The 21353-nt window shown below is 67.5% G+C and carries 14 protein-coding genes; 2 read left to right on the top strand and 12 right to left on the bottom strand.

Annotated elements, in window-relative coordinates; genetic code table 11:
* Positions 1-52 precede the first annotated feature (52 nt).
* Positions 53-6964 carry an RHS repeat-associated core domain-containing protein gene (locus ACFXKZ_RS47350; protein ID WP_380012879.1) on the bottom strand — a complete coding sequence of 2304 codons (6912 nt, stop codon included), beginning with the start codon at positions 6962-6964 and terminating at the stop codon, positions 53-55.
* 282 nt (positions 6965-7246) lie between these two features.
* Between ACFXKZ_RS47350 and ACFXKZ_RS47345 the strand changes: the two genes are divergently transcribed.
* Both ACFXKZ_RS47345 and ACFXKZ_RS47340 read left to right on the top strand, forming a co-directional pair.
* On the top strand, positions 7247-10486 hold the full coding sequence (locus ACFXKZ_RS47345) for an FG-GAP-like repeat-containing protein (protein WP_380012876.1): 3240 nt from the start codon (positions 7247-7249) through the stop codon (positions 10484-10486).
* A gap of 1111 nt (positions 10487-11597) precedes the next feature.
* Entirely contained in the window at positions 11598-12533 is a 936-nt protein-coding gene (locus ACFXKZ_RS47340) for an HNH endonuclease (protein WP_380012873.1), read from the top strand.
* A 336-nt stretch (positions 12534-12869) separates the two neighbouring features.
* Here ACFXKZ_RS47340 and ACFXKZ_RS47335 read toward each other — a convergent pair whose 3' ends face one another.
* From ACFXKZ_RS47335 to ACFXKZ_RS47285, 11 genes are all read right to left on the bottom strand, one after another.
* On the bottom strand, positions 12870-13403 hold the full coding sequence (locus ACFXKZ_RS47335; RefSeq protein ID WP_380012870.1) for an NUDIX domain-containing protein: 534 nt from the start codon (positions 13401-13403) through the stop codon (positions 12870-12872).
* The gene (gene tmk, locus ACFXKZ_RS47330; protein ID WP_380012867.1) at positions 13400-14050 is read right to left on the bottom strand and encodes a dTMP kinase; all 651 of its coding nucleotides are present in this window, start codon (positions 14048-14050) and stop codon (positions 13400-13402) included. The genes ACFXKZ_RS47335 and tmk overlap by 4 nt, the downstream gene beginning before the upstream one ends.
* Positions 14047-14583 carry a radical SAM protein gene (locus ACFXKZ_RS47325; RefSeq protein WP_380012864.1) on the bottom strand — a complete coding sequence of 179 codons (537 nt, stop codon included), beginning with the start codon at positions 14581-14583 and terminating at the stop codon, positions 14047-14049. Before ACFXKZ_RS47325 ends, tmk begins: the two co-directional genes overlap by 4 nt.
* Positions 14502-14816, bottom strand: coding sequence for a hypothetical protein (locus ACFXKZ_RS47320; protein WP_380012861.1), 315 nt, complete (start codon positions 14814-14816; stop codon positions 14502-14504). The genes ACFXKZ_RS47325 and ACFXKZ_RS47320 overlap by 82 nt, the downstream gene beginning before the upstream one ends.
* Positions 14813-15460, bottom strand: coding sequence for a cobalamin-dependent protein (locus ACFXKZ_RS47315; protein ID WP_380012858.1), 648 nt, complete (start codon positions 15458-15460; stop codon positions 14813-14815). Before ACFXKZ_RS47315 ends, ACFXKZ_RS47320 begins: the two co-directional genes overlap by 4 nt.
* A gap of 40 nt (positions 15461-15500) precedes the next feature.
* Positions 15501-16334: a hypothetical protein gene (locus tag ACFXKZ_RS47310; RefSeq protein ID WP_380012855.1), complete on the bottom strand. Its 834-nt coding sequence runs from the start codon at positions 16332-16334 to the stop codon at positions 15501-15503.
* A gap of 327 nt (positions 16335-16661) precedes the next feature.
* Complete coding sequence (locus ACFXKZ_RS47305) at positions 16662-17297, bottom strand: hypothetical protein (protein WP_380012852.1); 636 nt, start codon at positions 17295-17297, stop codon at positions 16662-16664.
* Positions 17298-17701: 404 nt separating this feature from the next.
* Positions 17702-18364, bottom strand: a complete 663-nt coding sequence (locus ACFXKZ_RS47300; RefSeq protein ID WP_380012849.1) for a hypothetical protein — start codon at positions 18362-18364, stop codon at positions 17702-17704.
* Positions 18361-18615 carry a hypothetical protein gene (locus ACFXKZ_RS47295; protein WP_380012847.1) on the bottom strand — a complete coding sequence of 85 codons (255 nt, stop codon included), beginning with the start codon at positions 18613-18615 and terminating at the stop codon, positions 18361-18363. The genes ACFXKZ_RS47300 and ACFXKZ_RS47295 overlap by 4 nt, the downstream gene beginning before the upstream one ends.
* Before the next feature lie 468 nt (positions 18616-19083).
* The gene (locus ACFXKZ_RS47290; RefSeq protein ID WP_380012844.1) at positions 19084-19965 is read right to left on the bottom strand and encodes a hypothetical protein; all 882 of its coding nucleotides are present in this window, start codon (positions 19963-19965) and stop codon (positions 19084-19086) included.
* Positions 19966-20641: 676 nt separating this feature from the next.
* On the bottom strand, positions 20642-21353 hold a 712-nt coding region (locus ACFXKZ_RS47285; protein WP_380012841.1), incomplete at its 5' end, for an ATP-binding protein.

The raw sequence follows: 21353 nt of genomic DNA, 5'->3' as shown, positions 1-21353 counted from the left end.
CCTCCGACATTCCCTCTTTGCTCAGAATTTATCGAACGCTGTCTTCAGGTTGTCAGAATATCCAGTCGACTTCCTTTATCCCGTCCTTGATGTCGCGATAGTCCTTGTATATTCGGTCTTCCCATGAGTCGTCCGGGGCGGGCCCCATGTCTCTGTTCGGCACCTTCCAGCGATTCCCCTTCCCGTCTCCGTCGAACCACTCTATCTCCCCCCAGACGCGCTTGTTTTCGAGGGCGGCTTCGAAGACTGTATACATCTCCCAGGCCGTCCCGAACCCCGGGGATGCCGGAGTCTCCCACCCATTTTTGTCCGGATAGAGCTTGGCCCAGAGACCTTTCACGGCAGCGTTGTGAAATTTTTCCCTCGGCGTGTTTCCCGGCAAGCCTTCCAAAGTGATGGAAAGCCGCGTGGAATTATCATAAATAGCCTTCTCCACGGAGTCCATCCAGGCCGGGCGCTCTCGACCGATTTGGTCTCCGCTGCGACTGTTGTCCGCCCCTGGTGCCCTGAAGCTCTGATTGTAGGTCCGAGCCTCCGGCGAAGGCTTTTCGAGAGCGTTGGTCGGATCCGATTTCCCGGCTCGATGGTCCCAGGCCAGCGTATCCGAGAATTTGCCGATTCCCAGGACGACGTGGGGACAGCCGCCGGTGCTCTCGTTGTGCACCAGCACCGAGGAGCCCCGGGCGCCGACAAAGTAGGTATGGATCCTGTCGACAGTGAGGTTGTACGTACGCATGACCGCCGTGTAGGCGCGACTGGCCAGGATTTTGGTCCGACCCGTCGGCGTTTGTACCTCTTCACCCGGCTTGAGGTCGACTGCCTTGACCCACGCTTGCTTCGTGGTGCTGTAGAAGCGGTGGTCGGCGGTTGAAGTGATGGCGCGCGGCCCCTCCGGGGTGTCGATGGTGACATCGACGAACGACGTGTCGTCGTCCGTGACATGGACGGCGCTGACGCTCTCGGACGGAACGAGATCCGGGACCCTGTGTTCCGGACGCTCCGGATCGGCGGCGGCCACCTTGTCGCCGACCGTGATCTGTTCGATGGGCTTGGTGGTGCCGTCGGCCAGGAGAACCGGGGTTTCACCCGCGAAGCTGTTCTTCTTGCACTTGTCGTCGGTGTCGGTATCCGACGATGAGGGTTTCCGCGCCTCGTCCAAGGCTTCGGTGCCGACGTAGATGGCCGCGGCCGTTAGCCCGAGTTCCGCTCCCGCGGCGCCTGCCGCAAGCATCCCCGATGCGCCGACCGCGGCCGGCACCATGACCGGCGCGGCGACCACGACGGTTACCACGACCGCAACCACCACGGCGACCGCGGCGACCTTGACGGCCTTCTTGAAGAACCTGCCCCAACCCATACCGCTGGGGTCCGAAATGTTGACCGGATTGCCACCTCCGTACATGTACGGATGCAGCTGCGCGGGGTCCTCGGCGATGGTGAGCGGATCCCGCGACATGAACCTGCCGATGCTCGGGTCGTACTCGCGGGCTCCGACGTGCGTGAGACCGGTGGAGGAGTCTTTCGGCGCTCCCAGGAACCCCTTGTCGTCCGGCCACACGGACGGCTGGACTCCGCGCGCGTCTCCGTAGGGCATCGAGGGCCGCCGGGTGTAGGTCATGCTCGCGTAGTCGACGGCGAGTTGACTGGTGCCGTGATGATCCGCCACGAGTATCGACGTTCGGCCCGTCGAGGTGCGAAGGAACTGCCCGCCCGCGCCCGGGTAGTAGCGCGTGCCGGAGACGGTGTTCGTTGCCCGGGTCAGCTTGAGTTCGGTGGTGCCGAGGTACAGGGTGACCGCGTCCGGCTCCCGGCGCAGCAACCGGGTTCCGTCGGGGTCGTAGACGAAGGTGCTCGTCTTGAGCTGCCCGGCTTCGGTCTTCGAGGACGATGCGAGGCGACCCTCCACGTCCCATGTCATGTTCTGGTCGTCGCCGTTGACCGTACGGCGGGTGGTGTTTCCGGCGGGGTCGTAGGCGTACGACGTTCGATTGGTGCCGCCGGGGCCGCTCGCATCGACCGAATCGAGCCGGTGGGCTTGCGTGTTGTACGTCCTGGTGACGTCGTTCGCGGTGTTGCCCGCGGGGTCGTGTTGTTTTTCGGCGATCCGGTTGCCCGCTGCGTCGAAGGTGTATGACGTCCAGTAGGGGTCGATTCCCCCGACTCGAGGTGCGGTACCGGTTGCGGGTCCCGCCGCGCAGTCGTCGATCGCGCTCCAGGCATCGGTCATGCGGGTGCGGTAGTCGTAGGCGAAACACTGGGTGTCCGTGCTTGTCGCGTCATCGCGCTTGTTCACGATTCGGACGATGTTGCCGCTGGGGTCGTATGTGTAGTTCAGATCGTCCAGGGTCTGGGGTCCGCTTTTCTCCCGGTCGGCGACCGTACGGACCAGGCGTCGGGTGTCTTCCGCGTACGACATGGATACGATCGTGCGGCGACCGGTGTTGCCGAACTGGGTCTGCGTCGGTTCGCCGAACGGCGAGTACACGGTCCCGTTGATGTAGCGCGTGTTCCCCGAGGTCAGAGTGTTCGCGAGACCGAACTTCGTGTAGCCGTAGTCCAGTGTCTCTGCGGGGAGACCACCCCACGATTGGCCGTAGGTGACTTTGTCCAACAGTCCGATGCCGGGGGTGAATGTGCTGGTGGTGGTGTACTCGCCGGCCAGCTTCTCCTCGCCCGGAGCGGAAGGGATGGTGACCTTGACACCTGTGGGATGCCCCGTCGGGTCATAGCCGGTGGTCTCGGAAACGTAGCGCAGGCCGTTGTCGATTCGGGTCGAGGAACGCGACAGGCCGAGGGCGCCGGGAAGGTCGTATCCCCATTCGGCTCGCGGGGGCCCCGCCGGACTGCCCTCGCGCTGCGACGTTTTGCGACCGAGTTGGTCGTAGGTGTAGGCCAGCGTCTGGCCTCGAGGGTCGGTCCGGGTTTCGATCTGGTCGGCGCCGAATTGCCCTCCGGGTACGTATGTCGTCGACGTCACGCCCTGTTCGGGATCGATCGCCTTGGTCTGTCGCCCGCGAAGGTCGAACTCGTACTTCCATTCGCTGCCTGCGGCATCGACGACCCTGGTTCGGTTCCCGGCCGCGTCGTAGCTGTAGCGCGTGGCATCATACGCCGACGGCGGAGCGTCGAACGCTGGAAGGGGCGCTCCGTCGGCGGGGTTGGTGTCCTTGTATTGACGTAGTTCGGTTGGCCGCCCCTGGACATCCGTGATCTTGAGCGACGAGGTGCCGCCGGCCGGTGGAACGGTGGCGACCCAGTTCCCCCCGTACAGATTCCCGGTGCGCCAACGCTCGACGTTGAGCGACTTGAACACGGACGCCGTGGTGCGGCTCATTCCGTCGTACTCGAAGACGGCTTGTGAAGGAATCTGGTTGTCCGCGACGGAGAGCAATGCGGGTTCGGGCGCGTTGGCGTTGAAGAATCCGGCGTTCTCTTTCGCCTTGCGGCCTTGGTCGTCGTAGAAGGTGTCGGTGACGACGCGTCCGTCGGCGACCTGACTCTGTACCTGACGGGGCCTCAGGAATCCGTCAGAGAGCGTGATTTCGGTGTGATACGTGCCGTCGTCGAGCAGGGTTTTGGTGGTGACGGCAGTGGGCGCGGTCTGGCTGGGCGCGTAGCTGTACAGCATGTTCGCGGGCGCCGTGGTCGGACGTCCGGACAGCCATACCGAGGTGAGCCGCCCCAGGGCGTCGAAGGCGGACGCGGAACCTCTGCCGTTGACGTCGACGGATTTGAGGGTCAGGCCGTGGATCGGATCGATGGTGGTACGACCGGTCCAACCCTTCGGATTGGTGACACTGATCTCGCTCGTCGACCGTCCGGTTGCCGGGGTGTAGCTCGTGGAGTTGGTCTGACCATCCTCGCCGGTGACGCTGAGCGGACGACCGTAGACGTCGTATGTCGTCGTTGCGGCGACGCCGAACACCGGGGTCGAGCCGGCGAAGCGTTCCAGACCCTCCTGGCGGGTGACGTTGCCCTTGCCCGGCTCGGGGGCCTGGCCGAGTGGACGACCGTCGTAATAGTTGCGCGACTCCGCGAGGATGTTTGCCGGCGTTGCGGCGACATCGCACAGAGCGGAGGTGTGTTGCTCCGAGGCCGGGAATCCGATCAGCCACGCCGTCCGGTCCGCGGCTGCGAACGTGGTGCGGGAGCAGGATTCGTCGCCGACGATCGAGGTGTCACCCTCGTTGCTGATCGTGATCGGTTGGCCGTCCGCGTCGAAGGTTCTACTGGTTTTGGTCGACTGCCATCGAGAGGCTTCGAGCCGAACCTTCTTGATCTCCGATTGGGACCGGACCTGGTTGGCCGTCAGGGCGGACAATCCGGTGGGGCGCGGGCGCGTGGCCGTCGTGGCTACGAGCACCGGTTCGGTGACCGTGGACACCGCAGGTGTCCCACCGAGCGCGATGTCCTTGTCGTACGCAGTCTGCTCGCGGATTCGGCCGCTGAATTCGGGGCGGTCGGTGACGCCCTGCACCTGTACGGAACGGGCGGTTCCGTCGGCGAGCCGGTCGCCGTCCATGCCCCTGAAGAACACGGTTTCGTTGAGCGTGGGGTTCACCGCACCCTTGCGCACCCGTACCTTGCCGTAGCCGCGGAACTGGTTCCACGTGCGGTGCTTTTCCAGCGTGAACTCGTCCTCGTCGCGATGCCACGCGGCCCCGTCGAGGTATTCGTAGGAGGTGACCATGGTCGGCGAGCCGCTGCCGGCCACGAGGTCGTCGTCCTGTACCTGAGTCACGACATACGTATGGAACCAGTCCTGGAGCGGTTCGGTTTGTCCCTCGGGCGTCCACCACACGGGATAGCAGCGGCGGGTGTTGGCATCGGGGGCCGGCAGGTCCGCGGTCGTACAGTCCCCGGGTGAATACGTGACGAGCGTGTCGGTGCCGGTTTCGGAGCCGATCCGGGTGAGGCGGTATTTGTAAAGCGGTGGCAGACCCTCGGCGCCGTCGACCCGGTTGGCCATCAGCGTGCCCTCGAACGTCGTCTTCGGCAGAGTGATCGGTGCACTTCCGGGAGCCTTGCCGGTGTGCGTGATCGAGGCCAACCACATTGCCTTGCCGCCCCGGTCGCCGCTCCCCGGAAAGGTCTGCTCCAGAGCCCAACCGTCGGCAGGCGTGTAGTCGGTGCCGGAGCCCGACCACACCGAGGTGTCGATCCCGGTGAGTCGTTTGCGTGTCCAGAACGTGGGCGACGCCACGTAACAGGTCTCGTCCTTCGCGCAGTTCAGGTCGACCGGGACATCCGGCCAGTTCGCCGCGTGGTCCTTGTCGAAGGTGTCGCAATCAGCAAGGCATCGCTCTGCGTAGGTGAGGTCGACTCTCGCGGGCGCGGGGTCCGTGTAGATGCGATCGGCGCGATGACCGTACTCGATACGGCTGAGGTATCCGCCGCGGGTGTATGCCCCGGTGCCGGTCCGCGCCCCGAACAGCGAGTAGTAGTTCTGCTCTTTGGTGTAGAAGTACGCGGACGCGTTGCCGTGCACGTCGGTGACGAAGTCCAGGTTCCAGCGCCAGGCCTGATCCTTCGCCGAGTCGGCGAATGCGGAATGATATCCGGGTTCGCCCGGATTGTTGCCGAAGACCGGTGCCGTGTAGACGGAGTTCGTCTCGGGCTTGCCCGCCGACCATCCAGGCATCCGATTCTTGCCGAACCAGTACTGCGTGCCGTCCCCTGTGGTGACCCGCCAGTATTCGTTGGCTCCGTCGACCGCGTCGCCGTCGTCGCCGTTGGCAGTGTCGGTCGCGCTGCCGGTGAGGTGCTCGACGCGGGAACCGTCGTCGTCGGACAGCCTCCAGGTCCCGGACGACTCGTCACGCACGAGATCCGAGGACTTGCCGTTCAGCGAGACCGAGACGTGCTGGCCCCCGACCCAGCACCAGTCGCCTTCCTTGGTTGCCGTCGACCCGCTGGTGTCCTTGTCGTCTCCGCAGTTTCGGTAACGCCGCTCGATGAAGCCCTGCTCCACCCCGCTCCAGCCCTCGCCGACGACCGACGGCTGACTCGCGGTGGCAGAGGTCCGGCCGTCGACCGAGGAGGAGGAGTAGCCCAAGGACAGGCCGGGAGTCAGCGAGCCGGGGACGGGCGGCAACGTGATCGGGTTGCTCCAGCCGAATCCCCCCGCGCTGCCGCCACCCGTCCACGCACCCGACGGAGCCAAGGATGTGGCTTTGAAGTCCCCGGCACCACCGGCTGTTCCGGCTGTCGCGGCGAGTACGGTCGGTGCCGGTGCCCCGTCGGGCGCCACCTGTACGTCGGCCGACAGGGTGCCGGCGATGTTGTCGTTACGGCTTGTCAGCGGCGTGCCGACTCGACACTCCCGGACTTCCGGAGTGGTCAGTACGCACGCGGGAAATTGCACCAGACGCAGCCGATCCGACCAACCCGCACCGTTTGCGGACCGAAATCCCTTGTAGTCGACTTCGACGTGGATATCCGGGGCGGCTGCACCACCGTCGGCCCGGCGGATCGACAGCAGGATGCCGTCGAGTCCGGCGCGTCGGACGGCCTGACGGTCCGTTACGTGGACCTCCAGTCGGGAGGCGGCGGCAGCCGCCTGGAGCCCACGTTTCTCGGACGTCGCGGCGACGGCGACTTTGATCGGCATGCCGGGCGTTTGGATCAGACGCCGTTCGGAACCGGCATCGGGGCGGGCGGGCTTCGGTTCGCCTTCGGCGGAAAGATCCACGATTTGCCTGCCGGCGGCGGGCCAATGAGGCGCGTTCGTCGGTGAGTTCGCGTCGCGGGTCGAATCCCCGGGAGCGCGTTTCGCATCCGCGGCCACGCCGGTGCCGTCGATCGAGCGTTCCTTCTGGGGTTGGCGAACCGTGAAGGCCGAATCGCGGGACGCAGGCGCCGCCGCGACCAGCGTGCCCACCAGGGCCAGCGCGACACCAGCGCCGAGCGTACGGCGGCGAGTCACGCCGGTCGCCGTGAAATCGCGCCATTTGTAACCAGGCACCCGAGACCCCCGCGCCACGCATTCGATCAACTTGATGGGAAGCCAGCGCAAATTAGCAAAGAGCGGTCCACCGTGGAAAGGCAACCTTTTCTTGTGGCCGTTCGTCCGCGCGTAAATATCGAGATGGCAAACGGTAACAAGGATTAATAAATGTAATCCAAACGGTTAGTAAGTACTTTTGGGGGAGAAATCACCCACACCTCGGAGAGATCCGAAGGTAGTCGCTACGCTGCGGCGATTGCGTGGGTGTGGATGCCCGCCATCGGCTGGAGGAGGAAATTCGTGCACGCGAAATACCGGCGCAGACGCGCCGTACGCAGGGGCTCGACGGCAGTCGCCCTGTTGGCCGTCTGGGCCAGTTGCGGCATGAATGTTGCCCAAGCCATCGAAGTACCACCGCCCAAAGCGGCGTCCACGGCATTGAATTCCTCAGAGGCATCGGATGCCTACGCACAGGCAAAGAAGTCCGGGCACCCGATCGAGATCGAGACGGAGCGCACTCTCAACGGCGAGAAGTGGGCAAATCCCGACGGCACCACCACACGACGTACCCACCTGCGACCGGTACGCACCCGGATCAGCGGCTCTTGGCAACCGGTTGACACGACGCTGCGCATCGGCCCCGATGGTCGTGTCGGGCCCGCCGCCCCGATCTTCCCGATCTCGTTCTCGGCGGGTGGTAGGGACGCGTTGGCGACCATGACCAAGGACAGCAAGAGTCTCTCGCTGTCGTGGCCGACGGCGTTGCCCAAGCCGGTGTTGAACGGGTCGACGGCGACGTATCCCGAGGTTTTGCCCGGGGTGGATCTCGAGTTGATTGCCGACGTCGACGGCATCACGCAGCACGTGGTGGTCAAATCCCGTGATGCCGCCGCCAATCCCGCGCTCGAGCACATTCGCTACGGCGTCGAAGGCCTCGAACTGGCCGCCTCACCGGAGGGCGGCCTCACCGCGAAAGACGCGGCCGGGAAGGTCGTTTTCCGGGCTCCGGCCCCCGCGATGTGGGACAGCGGCCGCTCCGGAGACACTCCCACCGCCAAGACGGCCGGCAGTACGCTCACGGCGCCCGCGAACGACGGCCCGCCGTCCCGTGAGGCGCCTGTCGACGCCGTGCCGGTGGCTGTCGCCGTCGAGTCGGGCGCGCTCAGGCTGACCCCCGATGCCGCGCTGCTCACCGCCGCGGACACGGTCTTCCCCGTGATCATCGACCCGGTCTTCTCCGACGGTTGGCGCGAGGACTGGACCATCGCCTACAAGCGCGACAACGACGCCGGCGCGGCGTCCACGTCCTACTGGAACGGTCAGCACTTCGACGACAAGCTGGCCCGGGTCGGCTACGAGAACGACTCCACCGCACGCAGTTACGGTACGGCCGAGTCCTACTTCGAGCTGAACACCGACGGCCTCGCGGGCGCGACGATCGTCTCCGCGAACTTCAACGTCTTCAACCAGAAGTCGTGGAGTTGCACCGCCCGCTCCGTCGAACTCGGCCTCACCGATCCGATCACGGCGGCCACCACGTGGAACAACCGGCCCACCTGGATCCGAACGCTCCAGACGAAGAACTTCGCACACGGCTGGGGCACCGGATGCACCCCGGCGGGGGAGGACTTCAACGCCGACGACGTCAAGGACGCGGTCCAGCAGGCCGCGAACGGCAACTGGGAGAACATCACCCTCGGGCTCCGGGCCCCGGGAGCCACCGGAAAGGACCCGTTGACCTGGAAGAAATTCGCCAACAACCCCTACCTGGAAGTCACCTACAACCGGCCGCCCCAGCTGGAGGAGAGCTCCGCGTGGCTCAGCCCGTGGAGCCCCGACGGCTCCGGCAACGTCAACCTCCGCTGTGACGCCGACCCGGCGACCTGGCCCACCATCGGCAACACCGACCTCACCCTGACCGCCCGCGTGTCCGATCCCGACGGCGGCAACGTCCAAGTGGGCTTCTCCGTCTGGGAATACGCCGGCGGCGGCGTGACCGACCCCGTCGTCGAAGTCGCCCAGAACAGCCTCGCCCACGTCACCATCCCCATCGCCGCCCTCCAGGACGGCCACCGCTACAAATGGATCGTGCACGGCTCCGACACCATCGCCGACACCGGCTGGAGCAACCACTGCGGCTTCACCGTCGACAAGAGCGCACCCACCAAACCCACCGTCACCCCCATCGACGGCAAACGCATCGACATCGCCGAACTCCCCGCACGCACACCACGACTGCTGCGCCTACGAGCCCGCGACAACGTCGGCATCGTCTCGTTCTGCTTCCAATTGAACCGACACCTGTCCACGGGCAACGGCGACTGCGAAGGCGGAGTAACGGTCGACGCCCGACCCGACCCGGACACCACCGACACCGCCGACTACATCGCCGACATCACCGTCACACCGGCCCGATTCCCCGAGTCACGTCTATACGTCCGTGCGTACGACAAGGCGGGAAACCGCTCGCTCCTGGACGTCGGGAACAACGATCTGGACCACCAGTTCGACTGGGCCACCGTCCCGGCCGACGGCGACGCCGTCACGATCAAGACCCAACCCGTCGACTGGGTCACCGGAGTCGACTCCATCGACACAGGCGACTGGGACGACCGCAACGGCGACCTCAACGGCGACGGCCGACCCGACGTCGTCACCATCTCCAACGACGGAATCCTGCGCCTGTACCCCGGCATCGCCGAACGTCCCCTGGGCGAGGGATACCAGATCGGCTGGGGGTGGGCCGGCGTCAAACTCGCCCACCGCGGCGACTTCACCGGCCCCTACACCACACAGTTCGCACCACCCGACGGCTTCGAGGACTACTTCGCCGCCCTGCCCCAACCGGACGGCACCTACCGGCTGATCCTCTACCCCAACACCGGCACGGGCATCCCCGACCCCTACACCCGCAAGGAAATCCCCCACCCCGGCGGCGGCAACTGGCCCGCCGGACTGCAGATCCTCACCCCAGGCGACGCCACCGGAGACGGATACCCCGACCTCCTGACCATCGAAGGCGGCAACGAGTTGTACCTGTACCCGGGCGACCCCAACGGCGGCGTGGACCTGAACAAACGCACCGTGGTGGCAGGCGGCGGCTGGACGAACTACGACGTCATCGCACCCGGCGACATCAACGGGGACGGCATCCCCGACCTCGTCGGCCGCCTGCGCTCCGACAACAGCACGGACGCCGACTACGGCAAGCTCATCCTCTACCCCGGCACCCGACCCACCGGCCAGGACAGCTACGGAATCGGCACCCGCACCGTCTACGGCGCCACAGGCTGGAATCCCGCCAACCGCCCCCTGCTCGCCTCCTCCGGCAACAACCAGGGCACGGTCAAGTCGGAACCGCAAGGGCGGGTATGGACACCCACCCCGGGCAGCGAAACACCCGACATCTTCGCGACCGGACCCGGCGGAGCCGGAAACGACGGCATCCTCTACTACTACGCCGGACAACCCACGACACTCGAACCCGGCATCAACATCGGCGAACACGGCTGGACCAGCTACGTCATCGGAATCTACTGAGCGTCGACTCTCCTACTGATCGGAACCACCGAAATCGGATATGGGTCTCCGTCGGATCACGACAGAGGCCCATCACCGATACGCGGCCTCGCGCCGCCGACACGCATCGTGTGACCCTTGCCCCGATGGAGTGGGCGACACTCGAATGGACGCTCCGGTGCGAGGCTTCCGCTCAACACGGTCCAGGTGGAGAGTACGGTCCGCCACCTGCCGATACTGTGCCCGTGCGGCCTCCCCTTTACGGGTCGACCGGACTCCTGGCACGCGACGAAGGGGTCGACGAGGAGATCTACCCCCACCAACCGCCGCCAACGGGCATGAGAAGGTTGGCAGCGATGATCTGCGCGGTGCTTGACGGAACTGACCACCGAAGTCGACTTTCGGACGCAGAGGCCGTCGGAATGACCGCCCGTCGCCACCGATGTCCGGCGTGGCGTGGAGAACCGCGGGGAAGCGGCGTGTGTTGCCCGGGGTGGCACGCGTTGCTGGCCGTCCCGGCTGGCGGTCCATGTCCCGACACTCCCGGGGGGAAGGCGACTCGACTCAGCAGGCGAAGCAGAGCGTCCATGGAGCCAAGCCTGGAACCACCGCGTAGGCCAGGCGCCGCGCACTCCCGGCGGAGGACCCCGCTCACACCGTCGAGACAGGGCCCCCGCCATGCCCGAGAACACCCGCACCCCCGCCGCCGAACCCCTGCGCGCCGCCCTTGCCGACGCGTCCGCCTCCGATGTTCGACGAACTCCCACACGGCGAACACCGCCTACCCCACGCCCCCACGTACACCGAACCCGTCTACTGCCTGCGTCTGATCTCCCACGCACGCGCACGACACTTCCACGACCACCACCGCAACGCGCGGGGCGCCCGGAGCCGACACGGCCGACTCCAGCCGATGCCCCCGAGGCTTCCCGACTGACGCACGTCTGCGTACACGGGGATGCTTCCCCCGCTCGCAGCCCGCGGAGCAGCGCACGACGGTCGGCCGTGCGCGAACGGGGGATCTCCCGGGTACGTGACCCGCCAACTCGGGCGAACGCGGACCTCGTTGTCACAGGCGTGGGCTATGTTGCCGCCGACGGAATCGATTCCCCGGGTGTGATCGGAGGCTGTGTTGACGGCGGCATGGTTGTGTCTGGCGCGCGGAAGCGATCGCTCGACGGGAAGCAACGACGGCTACGACGACAAACTGTCCGAGTACTACAGCTGGGACAGCACCGTCGGCAACTCGAAAGCCCTCGCCGAGGACGACGTGATCGTCCTGTGGGACTCGAAGGTCCTGCTGGGCGTCTCCGTCATCGAGAAGATCCTTGTCGTCGACGACGTCGAGAAGAATTCGAACCGATGCCCGACATGCCGTTCGAACGACGTATATCGCCTGAAGACCGGCAGTCATCCGTTCGGCTGCCGCGGCTGCCACCAGCCCTTCGACGATCCCCTCGTCGTGAAAAGACGAGTGACGCACTATCAGGCCCGCTACGCGGCGGCATGGGTGGACCTCGAAGGACTGTTCAACGCAGAGGAATTGCGGACCTTCACGGTCAAGGAACGCTCCCAACTCAGCCTGCGCGAGCTGCGTTGGGACGCACTGAGGGCGGCCATCGAGTCCCGCGGCCGACAAGCCGAGATGCGCATCGTCGGCGACGGAATCGAGACCATTGCCGGAGGTCACGGCAAAGCGATCGTACGCGTACGCAAAGGCCAAACCCGGTTCCGCACAAGGCTCCTGACCACGCAAGGGGAGATCTGCGCGTTCACCGGCCCCGCTCCGGCCCTGGTGCTCGAGGCGGCACATCTGTACAGCTTCGCCAAGGAAGGACGACACCACGACCACGGAGGCCTGCTCCTGCGCAGTGATGTCCATCGTCTCTTCGATCTCGGGCACATCTGCGTCGACCCGGAGACCGGAGTACTCGACCTTTCGGCCTACCTCGTGAAGCAGCCGTGCTATGCATCACTGCACGGACAGGCCGTGCACATTGCCCTGCATGCGGATCACCGGGCGTGGCTCGCCCGACATTGGAACTCGCATCGCACCTCCAGGGCTTGACACGCACCGAGTCTCTTCCGGGACTCCGAAAGTCGTTCAAGGAAGACGAACGGGCTTCCCCTGAGACGATGACGCCCTCGCATGCATCCACGCGGTCGACCACTGGCAAAACGGCTGGGGCTACCATGACTGCGCGCGGGTTCGCCGCCGAACAGCTCCTCCTCCCCGCCGGCCGCGCCGCGGGCGATGGCCTCGGCGGCCGGGTCATGCCGTTGTCGAATCGATCGGTTCACGGCGTCCACGGTGCGAGGCTCGACGCCGAAGCTCGATGACCGCGGCCGTGACGGCCGGACCGCCGCACGCGTTTCGTGTGTTGCACTGGCGTGTTCGGATCGGTTACGCCTTTCCACCGGAAAAGTACCGTTCGGTCCGGCCGAACCCGGACGCATCCGGCCTTGGTGGTTCGGTTCCCGGGGTGGTTCTCGCCGGATGCGGCCAGCCGTGCATGGTGATGCCGGTGTCGCCGTGCAGGTAGGCGCGAAGTCCCGCTTCCGGGTAGGGGATCAGGTCCTCGGGCAGATCGTGCACGGCGAACCACGCCAACCGGAGGCATTTGTCGGGTTCGCGGTTGATGGGTTCGTTCTCCCATGTGGTGGCTTCGAAGAAGAAGCCGATGCGGTCGGGTGCGTCGTCGCCTTGGTGGTGGTGGACGGTGTGGACGAGGCGGAGGTCGTGGGGGTCGACGACGACGCCGGTTTCCTCGTATGCCTCGCGGGCGGTGGCCGCGGTCAGTGTCTCCCCGGGGTCGAGTTTGCCGGAGGGGGCGTGCCATCGGCCGTACCCGTAGGGGCCGCCGCGTTGGGACAGGAGGATCTTGTCTCCGTCGCGGAGGATCAGGTGTACGTCGACGACGGGGGTGGTGTGGGTCATTGTCTCTGTTCGGTTCGGGGAACGGGGTCGGGTGCGACCGTAGCCGAGGTGATCGCGGCGGTGTGCGCGATCGTGGTCGCGGCACTCTCGGGGGTGAAGGTGTCGGTGTCCAGGCGCAGGACGGGTATGGCCATGTCCCGCAGGATGGTGATCGCTTGTTCGTACAGGTCGAGTTCGCGGGCGACGTTGTCGGGGTCGTTCTCGAAGCGGTGGTGGGATCCGCGTGTGTGCAGGCGTCGGGTGATGGTGGGGGCGGGGGCGGTGAGTACGACGGCGAGGTCGGGCCTGGTGATGCCGGTGTTGATGGCCCGGATGAAGTCCCCCGGGACGCCGTCGAGGCGTTGGAGGACGAGGCTGGAGGCGAGGTAGCGGTCGCAGACCACGGTGTGGCCGGCGGCCAGGTGGGGGCGTATTTCCGTGTCGAGGTGGTGGTGTCGGTCGGCGGCCACGAGCAGGGCCAGGGCGGTGCCGCGTACCTCTTGGGCCAGGCGTCGGGTGGCGATGCCCAGGGCGTTGCCGGAGGGTTCGGTGGTGGGGTGGACGGTGTGCCCGGTTTCGCGCAGTCGGTGGGTGATCGCGGTGACGGTGGTGGATTTCCCGACTCCGCCGGGGCCGTCCACGGTCAGGAAGTATCCGCGGGCGTTCATCGGGCGTCCGTCGGGGGGTGGGTGCGGGCGTGTTGGCGGCGGGTGAGGTCGGCGAGCCGGCGGCGGAGGGTGGGCAGGGGGGTTTGGGAGAAGGCGATGCCGACGGAGAAGTTGAACTCGTCGCGTTGGCGCATGCCTTCGTCGGCGCCGTCGTCGGTCAGGTCCACGTCTTCGTACGCCTGCAGGCGGTCGGGGTCGTGGCCGGCCTGGACGAGCCGGTTCCACACGGGTGAGCCGGGGTAGGGGCGGAACTCGAACACCGAGGCGCGGAAGGTGCCGGGTAGACGGTCGGACAGGGCCCACAGGCGTTCGATGTGTGTGACGGTCGCGGTGAGGTCCGCGGTGTGTTCGTCGGGGTAGCCGAGGATGAAGTAGCCCTTGACGTCGATGCCGCGTTCCATCAGGCGGCGGGCCACCGTGAGGGTCATGGTGGTGGTGATGCGTTTGTCCATCATTGCGAGGACTCGGTCCGAGCCGGATTCGATGCCGAGTGCGACCTCGCGCAGGCCGTTGGCGGCGAGGGTGTCGAGCATGGCGTCGTCGAGGCGGTGCAGGACGTTGATGCGGCCGGTGGCGTCCAGACGTAGCGTTCGCCGGTGTGGTCGGCGGTGAAGGCGTCCATGGCGGTGCGGATGATGCGTTCTGCGCCGAGGAACAGGTCGTCGACGAACCGGAACGCGGTCGCGCCGTATCGGGCGTTGAGGTGGTCCAGTTCGGCGAGGATGCCGGTCGGGGTGCGGGTGCGGATCGTGAGGTCGCGGTTCATGGAGACTGCGGCGCCGCAGAAGCCGCAGTCGTAGGGGCAGCCGCGCGAGCCGACGATGTTGGCCTCCACCCGGCCGTCGGCCGCCCGGTAGGGATCCTGGGGCAGGAACGTGCGGTCCACGAGGGGGAGTTGCTCGACGTCCGGGGACAGCCAGGGGCTCGGGTCGCCACGGTGGATCCGACGGCGATGGCGTCTCGGTGGGGGTCGCGCCACATCACCTGCGGGAGTGCGGCGCGGCGGGTGTGGTCGTCCAGCAGTGCGGCGACGCGGGTTTCGCCCTCGCCCAGGACCAGGGCGGTCAGTCGTTCGAAGCGCGGATCGCACAGCACCGTGCCCGGCATGGCCTTGGCGTGATGGCCCCCGACCATGATCTTGATGTCCGGGTCCAGGGCGTGGGCGATGCGGGCGGAGAGGGCATAGGTGGGGGCGAGGAGGTTGAATCCGGCCCAGCGTGGTCGGGCCCGGTTCACGATCGCGGCGCTCTCGTCGATGCCCAGGCCGTGTGCCTCGGCGTCCAGGAGGCCGACGTTGTGGCCGGCGTGCCGGGCGTAGGTGGCGATGTAGGCCATGCCGAGTACGGGAAGGGTGTAGTCGTTGACGCGTGGGCGCACGGTGTAGTCGCGCAGGGGAGCGTTGACGAACACGGCGTCCAGGGTCCGTGTCGGGTCGGCTCCGGCGATGAGGTCAGTGCTGTGCCGTGGTGCCTCCGTACTGCCGTTGCTCGGCATGTGACGTCCCCCAGGTGAGTGTGAACAGCGTCAGGGCGTGCAACTGCCGGTCGGTGCGGGCCCATCGGCGCCAGTGGGTGCCGAACTCCTTCTCGGTGGCGGGCCAGGGATGATCCGGGGCGATGCGGCGGGCCCAGGTGCGGACGGCCAGGTCGTGGTGCGGGTAGATCGAGAAGTCGCCGGTGAAGTCCGCCGCGGCCGCGGCGGCGGTCCACGGGCCGATGCGCGGGACCTCGTCCAACGCCTCGACGAGTGCGCCGGCGGGCAGGGTCCGCCACCGGTCGCCGTGTTGGAGATAGGCGTGCGCGGCGGCCTGGAGCGCGGTGCGGTGGAACAGGGCACCGACGTTCTTGAACGCTTCCTCGGGCAGCGCGAGGACCGTCTCGGGCCCGGGTGCGGTGGACAAGCGGCCCGCGGTGGTCTCCACGACGAGGCCGTGGGCCGTACACCAGGCGCGATGGATCTTGCGGGCCTGCGCGGCTCGAACGACCTGGCGCAGGATCGCGGTACTGATCGCCTCCCACAGAGATGGGTTGGGGATCCGCACCACCGTGCCCAGGCTCTTCAACGCGGTGCTCAAGGGCTTCGGCACTGCGGGTAGTTCATCCGGTTCGGTGACGGTGACGGCGGGCTTGGGGTCGTCCTCGCCGCTGACGACGTCCAGCCGCAGACCCTCGCCCGGGTCGAACATGGCCAGCCACAGGCCGGATCCGGTGTCCAGCAGGCGTACACGCGAGCCGGTCGGGCCGGTGGACCAGGCGGGATGGTCGGTGGTCGGTGTGACCGTCACGAGTGCTCCTCGGCGAGGCGGTGGGGCATGCGGACAGCATGTCCCGGCTCGGCGCCCCGGCGATGCGTTTCGACGTGATGTCACCCTCTGGGCCCTTTCCTGGGTAATGGGCCTTCCCGCCCTTTCGTTGCGGGGAACCGAAAGGTCGGACAGGAGGGAGAACTCCCAACTCCCGCCGGCGTGAGGAGATCATCGTGGCGCGGTGGATACATGGGGCGCTTGCCCGTGGCGTTCGTTGCGTGGCGGCGGAGGCCGGCGAGGTGCGCCGCGCCGGGGATGCAGCGTGTTCGTATCCGGTGAAGTACGCGGGCCCTGTGGGTGGGACGGTTACGGTTCGTCGTTGACGATCGTGCAGCCGTGCAGGGTGCGGACCAGTTGGCGGGCCTGCATCCAGGGCAGGAGGGGTGAATCGAACGTCAGGGACTTCGCTGTGGAACTGGTGGTGCGGGTACGCGGGTCGATGCTCCAGAGCGTGCCGTACACGCCGGTGACCACCGATGCCGCGACGCGCACCGTCACTGCCCCGCGGCGCAGGTGCGGGCACCATCGCAGGGATGGTTCGACGCCCGCGCGGGACATCGGCGGATGCGTGGTCTCCAGTCCGTTCGGCCACTCCGCCCAGTCGTCGCGGCGGTCCTCCAGCAGCCACAGCACGCCCCGTTCGTCGACGTCGGCCGGTTTTCCGGAGACCTGGCACAGGAGCAGTTCCATTGCTCTGCGCTGGCGTTGGGGGTGGACGAGTCCGAGGTCGGGGCGGCCGCGGCCCGGTCGGGAGGAGTAGCGGGCCCACAGGACGTCGCGGTTGTCGCGGTCGGTGGGTCGCGGCGGCAGGTAGGAGATGCCGAGGGTGTCGACCTGCAGATCGCGGTCGTCGCGGATCTCCCCGCTCCAGGTGCTGACGTAGGGGACCGGGATCGCGGGTTTGCGGTGGCCGGTGCGCTTCGGGTTCTTGGCGAAGCTCATGACCACCGCGCCGGACGATACACGGGGACGGGAAGAGTGTCGGGCACCGGCAGATATGGGACGCGGGGCGAGGCCGCCGGTGGCGGGGTCGGCGGGTCAACGTGCGGCGGGCGGTCCCGGGGAGGGTGTCCATCGTTCGCCGGGTGTACGGCCGCGATTCCGGAGACGATGCCGCCGCACCGTCCGAGGACGGCGACCGGGGCGAGGGCGCCCGCGCCGGCGTGGAGGGTTCCGGAGCGGGGGCGGGGCGTGCACGGTGACAACGCGGATCGTCCTCTCGAAGCGGTGGACAAGAGCGGCGGGGAAAAGACGTCGGGGAACGGGACACGGGCGGGCGCATGGGCGCGACGCACGGCGTCGCAGGAGTGCGCCGCCGACGCCCGCCGTCCGACCGGGGCGGGCGTTCAGGCAGGGGCGGGACCTGTCCCACAGATCAGGGACGTCACGGTGTCGGCGACGTCCTCCACGCTGCGGTGGTCGGTGTCCACGACCGGGCCCGGGAAAGCCGCTGCGATGCGGGTCTGGGCTTGCAGGCGATCCACGAGCAAGTGCCTGAAGGCCACCATGCCCCGATGGCGCGGGGTCGGGTTCTCGGCGGCGTCCAGGCGGCGGATCGCCTCGTCGGAGCTCACACACAGGTGGATGGTGAGGTCCGCCGGGGGGAGATGACGCTGCAGCCTGGCCGTCTCTTCGTCCGGGTCGGCGGTGTCCGGGTCGAGATCGGTGAGGAAGGCGGCCATCGCAGTGACGGTGTAGCCGGCCATGAGCACCTCGCCGGGGGCATCGAGCACGTGCGGATGCTCGGTGACGCAGCGCAGGGCCGCCCGCCACAGCATGGTGCGGGTCCCGTTGGCGATGGTGGGGTGTTCCCAGGACAGGTCCACGAACCGGGGGTCCGGACACGGCACCGTCGTGATGCCCAACTCCCGGTGCACGCAGGCGGCGACGGCCGTCACCCCGGACCCGGGCCCGCCCTCGATGGCGATCAGCCGCCGGGGGCGCGAGCCGGGCCGGCTCCTCGACCGAAACGGCGGGGCGACGGCATTCGACGGTGCGGTGACGATCATGCGGCGCCTCCGAGTTCATCGGGGGTGAAGCCGGCGCCCAGGAGCGAATCCCGCAGGTGCCGGAACAGGGTCAAAGCCTGCGGGCGCGTCAGGTGCCGGGGCTCCGTCAGGACCATGGGCAGGCCCGTCGCGTCGAAGACGTTGAAACGCCACGTCAACACGACAGGGGTGGCGGGATGCGCCACACACAACACGGTGACCGAGTGGGCCAGCGGAGTGAACGGGCGGAACGTCTCGTTCGGGACGAACACCGGATGGTGTGGAACGTAGGCACGGGCCCAAGGCGTCCTCACCGCGCGCCGCCGTCCGATGCCGCGGCCGGGACCGTACCGAGCGTCGCGGACGCCTTCCCCGCAACCGGCGGCGCTGCCCGGGAGCGGGGAAGGCGTCCGCGAGGCGCACGGCCTGGACGGCGACCCGGATCAACGCGTCGCCGTCCGGCGACGCGTCCCGCAACGTGGCGGGGAAACGGGCCAGGTGTTCGGCGGCAACCCGGTTGGCATCGGCGATCGGGAACGTGGCGAGCAGCCCGAGAACGGCCGCCTCGGCCTCTGCCTCTGCCGGGGTCAGGCTGACGACGTCGGTGACGGGGTGGGTGCAGCCGCCCGTGCCCGGGACACTCAGGTAATACTGCTTGGAGTCGCCCAGGTGACGGCGCTCCTGCCCGCGGATCGGGTACCTGCTGACCTCCACATCGGGCACGGCCGCGCGCGGGCCGCTCACGAGCCGCTCCCCAACGCCCGCAGGTTCATCAGGCCCAACCGGACCAGCATCGCGAACCCTTCGGGCCGTACCGCCGCCCACTGCTCCGGCTTGCCGACGCAGTTGCTGACCGGGCCGGTCGCGGCCATCTCCACCAGCACCGCGAACCTGGGCTCGGTCAGGTACGGCGCACCGGTATCCAGAACGGCCGCCAAGCCCTTGTTGTAGTGGTCCACGGCGTCGCCCAACACCGCACAGGAGGGCCTGTACCTGCCCAGGCAGCTGACGACGTCGGCCAGGTTCATTCCGAACGGCCCGTAGGACGGGGCGTCTCCGCACCCCACCAACCAGGGGGCACCCGTGTCGTCGACGCGGGCGTCCCTGGGCTCGAGCGACCAGACGACCGTCCCCGGGGCCATGGTCACGACCCTCTCGACATCGGCCGCAGGAATCAGCGGCTGCCGACTCCCTGTGCCGGCCCGCCGACGAGTGGCCCGTTCGAGGTCGCCACGGCGTTGGTCGGCGAACACCTCCAGCGTCACCACGAATCCCCCGTCCCGCGCCCGCGCGAGGACGGCTCCGCCGTCGGTGGTCGGCTCGAACACGAGAGCGCGATGAAACGCGCCGTCGAGCCGCCCGATCGCCTCGGCGGCCGGGCCCAGGTAAGCCGGATCGATGCCCACGGTGGGGACGGACGTCTCCCACTCCAAGGGCGCCAGATTGCCCAGCCACTGCTCGTCGTAGTCGGACCGCACCGCGGCTACGTGGGCGTCGAGCAGGCCGTCCGAAGCCCACTCCCGGAGTCGGGGAAACAAGGCGAGGATCGTGGCCAGCGGGGAGTTGCGTGCCGCCCGGATATTCCTGGCACCGGATGTCTGCGGCGGGTCGGGCTCGTTCATGGCTTGCTCCAGACGGATCGATGGTCGAAGTACGGCGGACGCCACGGCCGTTCCGGTGGGCCGTGGCGCCCGCCGGTCGTCCACCAGGGGGAGGTGGACGACGGCCCGGCCGGTGCCCGGCGTGCGTTCGCGGGTGGGGGACGAACGCACCGACGGCACAGGAGATGGCCGGGGAACGGGTGCGTGCGGCGGCACGCAAAATCCCGGTGTCGGTGCGGGCGGTGCGCGTGGGAACCGCGGCACCGCCCGCACCGGCCCCGCCCACGCCCCCCGGTCCGGGGCGGGCGCATCCTCACGCCTTTGTGAGGAGCCGCGACCCACCGTGCTCTGTCTCGTCCACAGAGCACGGGGGCGGCAGTGCCGATGGCGGTGACCTCCGGATCGCGGTGCCACCGCCGTGGCGCCGATTACGGGCCGGCGGGTTGGGTGACCGCCAGGAAGGTAATCCCGGGCTCCTGGCGGCCGACTCGCTACCTGAACCGCAAACGGCGCAGGTCGCGAGAGTCATTGGGGTGACGGTCCGTCAGGACTGTTTGTTTCGGCGGGGTTTCGGGCGACCAACGTGGTTGCTGCTCTCCAGGCCACGGAGTTGGCGGATTGGTCGTGAGTGGCCAGGTCGGGTTCAACAGGCGCTCAGCTACGGTGGTCCCAAGTCATCCGCTATGACGGCGGTGCTTCAGGCGACTTGTATCCGATGACCGCTTTGGAGACGGGAGAAGCGGAAGGCTTCGGTCGTTCCTGCATGGGAATCGACTCCAACGCCGTGTGCGAGGTGGTTTCTGTTCACGGGCTCTATGCGCTCGGGGCAGTCGAAGGCGACACGAATGATCTTTTGGGCAGCCTGGCCCGCGAACCCGTCACCGCGAAGCACGACCAACTGCCGAGCCAGCGTCATGACCAGCCGTAGTCCGCGTCCGTGCTCACTGTTGGTGTCGGTGCTCGAATCGATACACAAGGAGCGATGGGGTGCGTCGTCCCCAACGCCGATGAGGAGCTGGTCGTCGCGCTTTATCCACTCCAGGGTCACCATGCCGGTACCGACGTGCTTCACCGCATTGGTCACCAACTCGGAGACCACCAGCATCACCGTGTCGGTCCGCTCGTCATCCAGGCCAACCGCACGGCATACGCCGACAACATGAACGCGGGCCAGCGCCGGCGCTCGGCTCGACATAGGTAGCTTGACTATGGATGCCGGGTGGTTCGACGGTGCGTCTTGGGTGGGCATGGCAGGAACTCCCCTTGCTCGATAGGTGCTCAGCTTGATCTTTAACCCCGGCAAGGTTGGTCTTGCCGGGGTTTGTGCGTTTGGCGGACAGCAGTGCGGCCGCCCTGCAAGCTTCGAAATGTCTGGTAACGAAGCAAACAGGAACGGCCGCTGTGACGAG

The sequence above is a fragment of the Embleya sp. NPDC059237 genome (assembly GCF_042754105.1).
Taxonomy (GTDB): Bacteria; Actinomycetota; Actinomycetes; order Streptomycetales; family Streptomycetaceae; genus Embleya.
The sequence above is the reverse complement of the archived record's forward strand: the minus strand, read 5'-3'. Positions and strand labels throughout refer to the sequence as shown.

What these genes read in the sequence shown, in the direction of transcription:
- ACFXKZ_RS47335 (WP_380012870.1), bottom strand. Translation starts at nt 13,403, where the DNA reads ATGACCCACACCACCCCCGTCGTCGACGTACACCTGATCCTCCGCGAC.
- ACFXKZ_RS47320 (WP_380012861.1), bottom strand. Translation starts at nt 14,816, where the DNA reads ATGAACCGCGACCTCACGATCCGCACCCGCACCCCGACCGGCATCCTC.
- ACFXKZ_RS47305 (WP_380012852.1), bottom strand. Translation starts at nt 17,297, where the DNA reads ATGAGCTTCGCCAAGAACCCGAAGCGCACCGGCCACCGCAAACCCGCG.
- ACFXKZ_RS47300 (WP_380012849.1), bottom strand. Translation starts at nt 18,364, where the DNA reads ATGATCGTCACCGCACCGTCGAATGCCGTCGCCCCGCCGTTTCGGTCG.
- ACFXKZ_RS47290 (WP_380012844.1), bottom strand. Translation starts at nt 19,965, where the DNA reads ATGAACGAGCCCGACCCGCCGCAGACATCCGGTGCCAGGAATATCCGG.
- tmk (WP_380012867.1), bottom strand. Translation starts at nt 14,050, where the DNA reads ATGAACGCCCGCGGATACTTCCTGACCGTGGACGGCCCCGGCGGAGTC.
- ACFXKZ_RS47325 (WP_380012864.1), bottom strand. Translation starts at nt 14,583, where the DNA reads ATGCTCGACACCCTCGCCGCCAACGGCCTGCGCGAGGTCGCACTCGGC.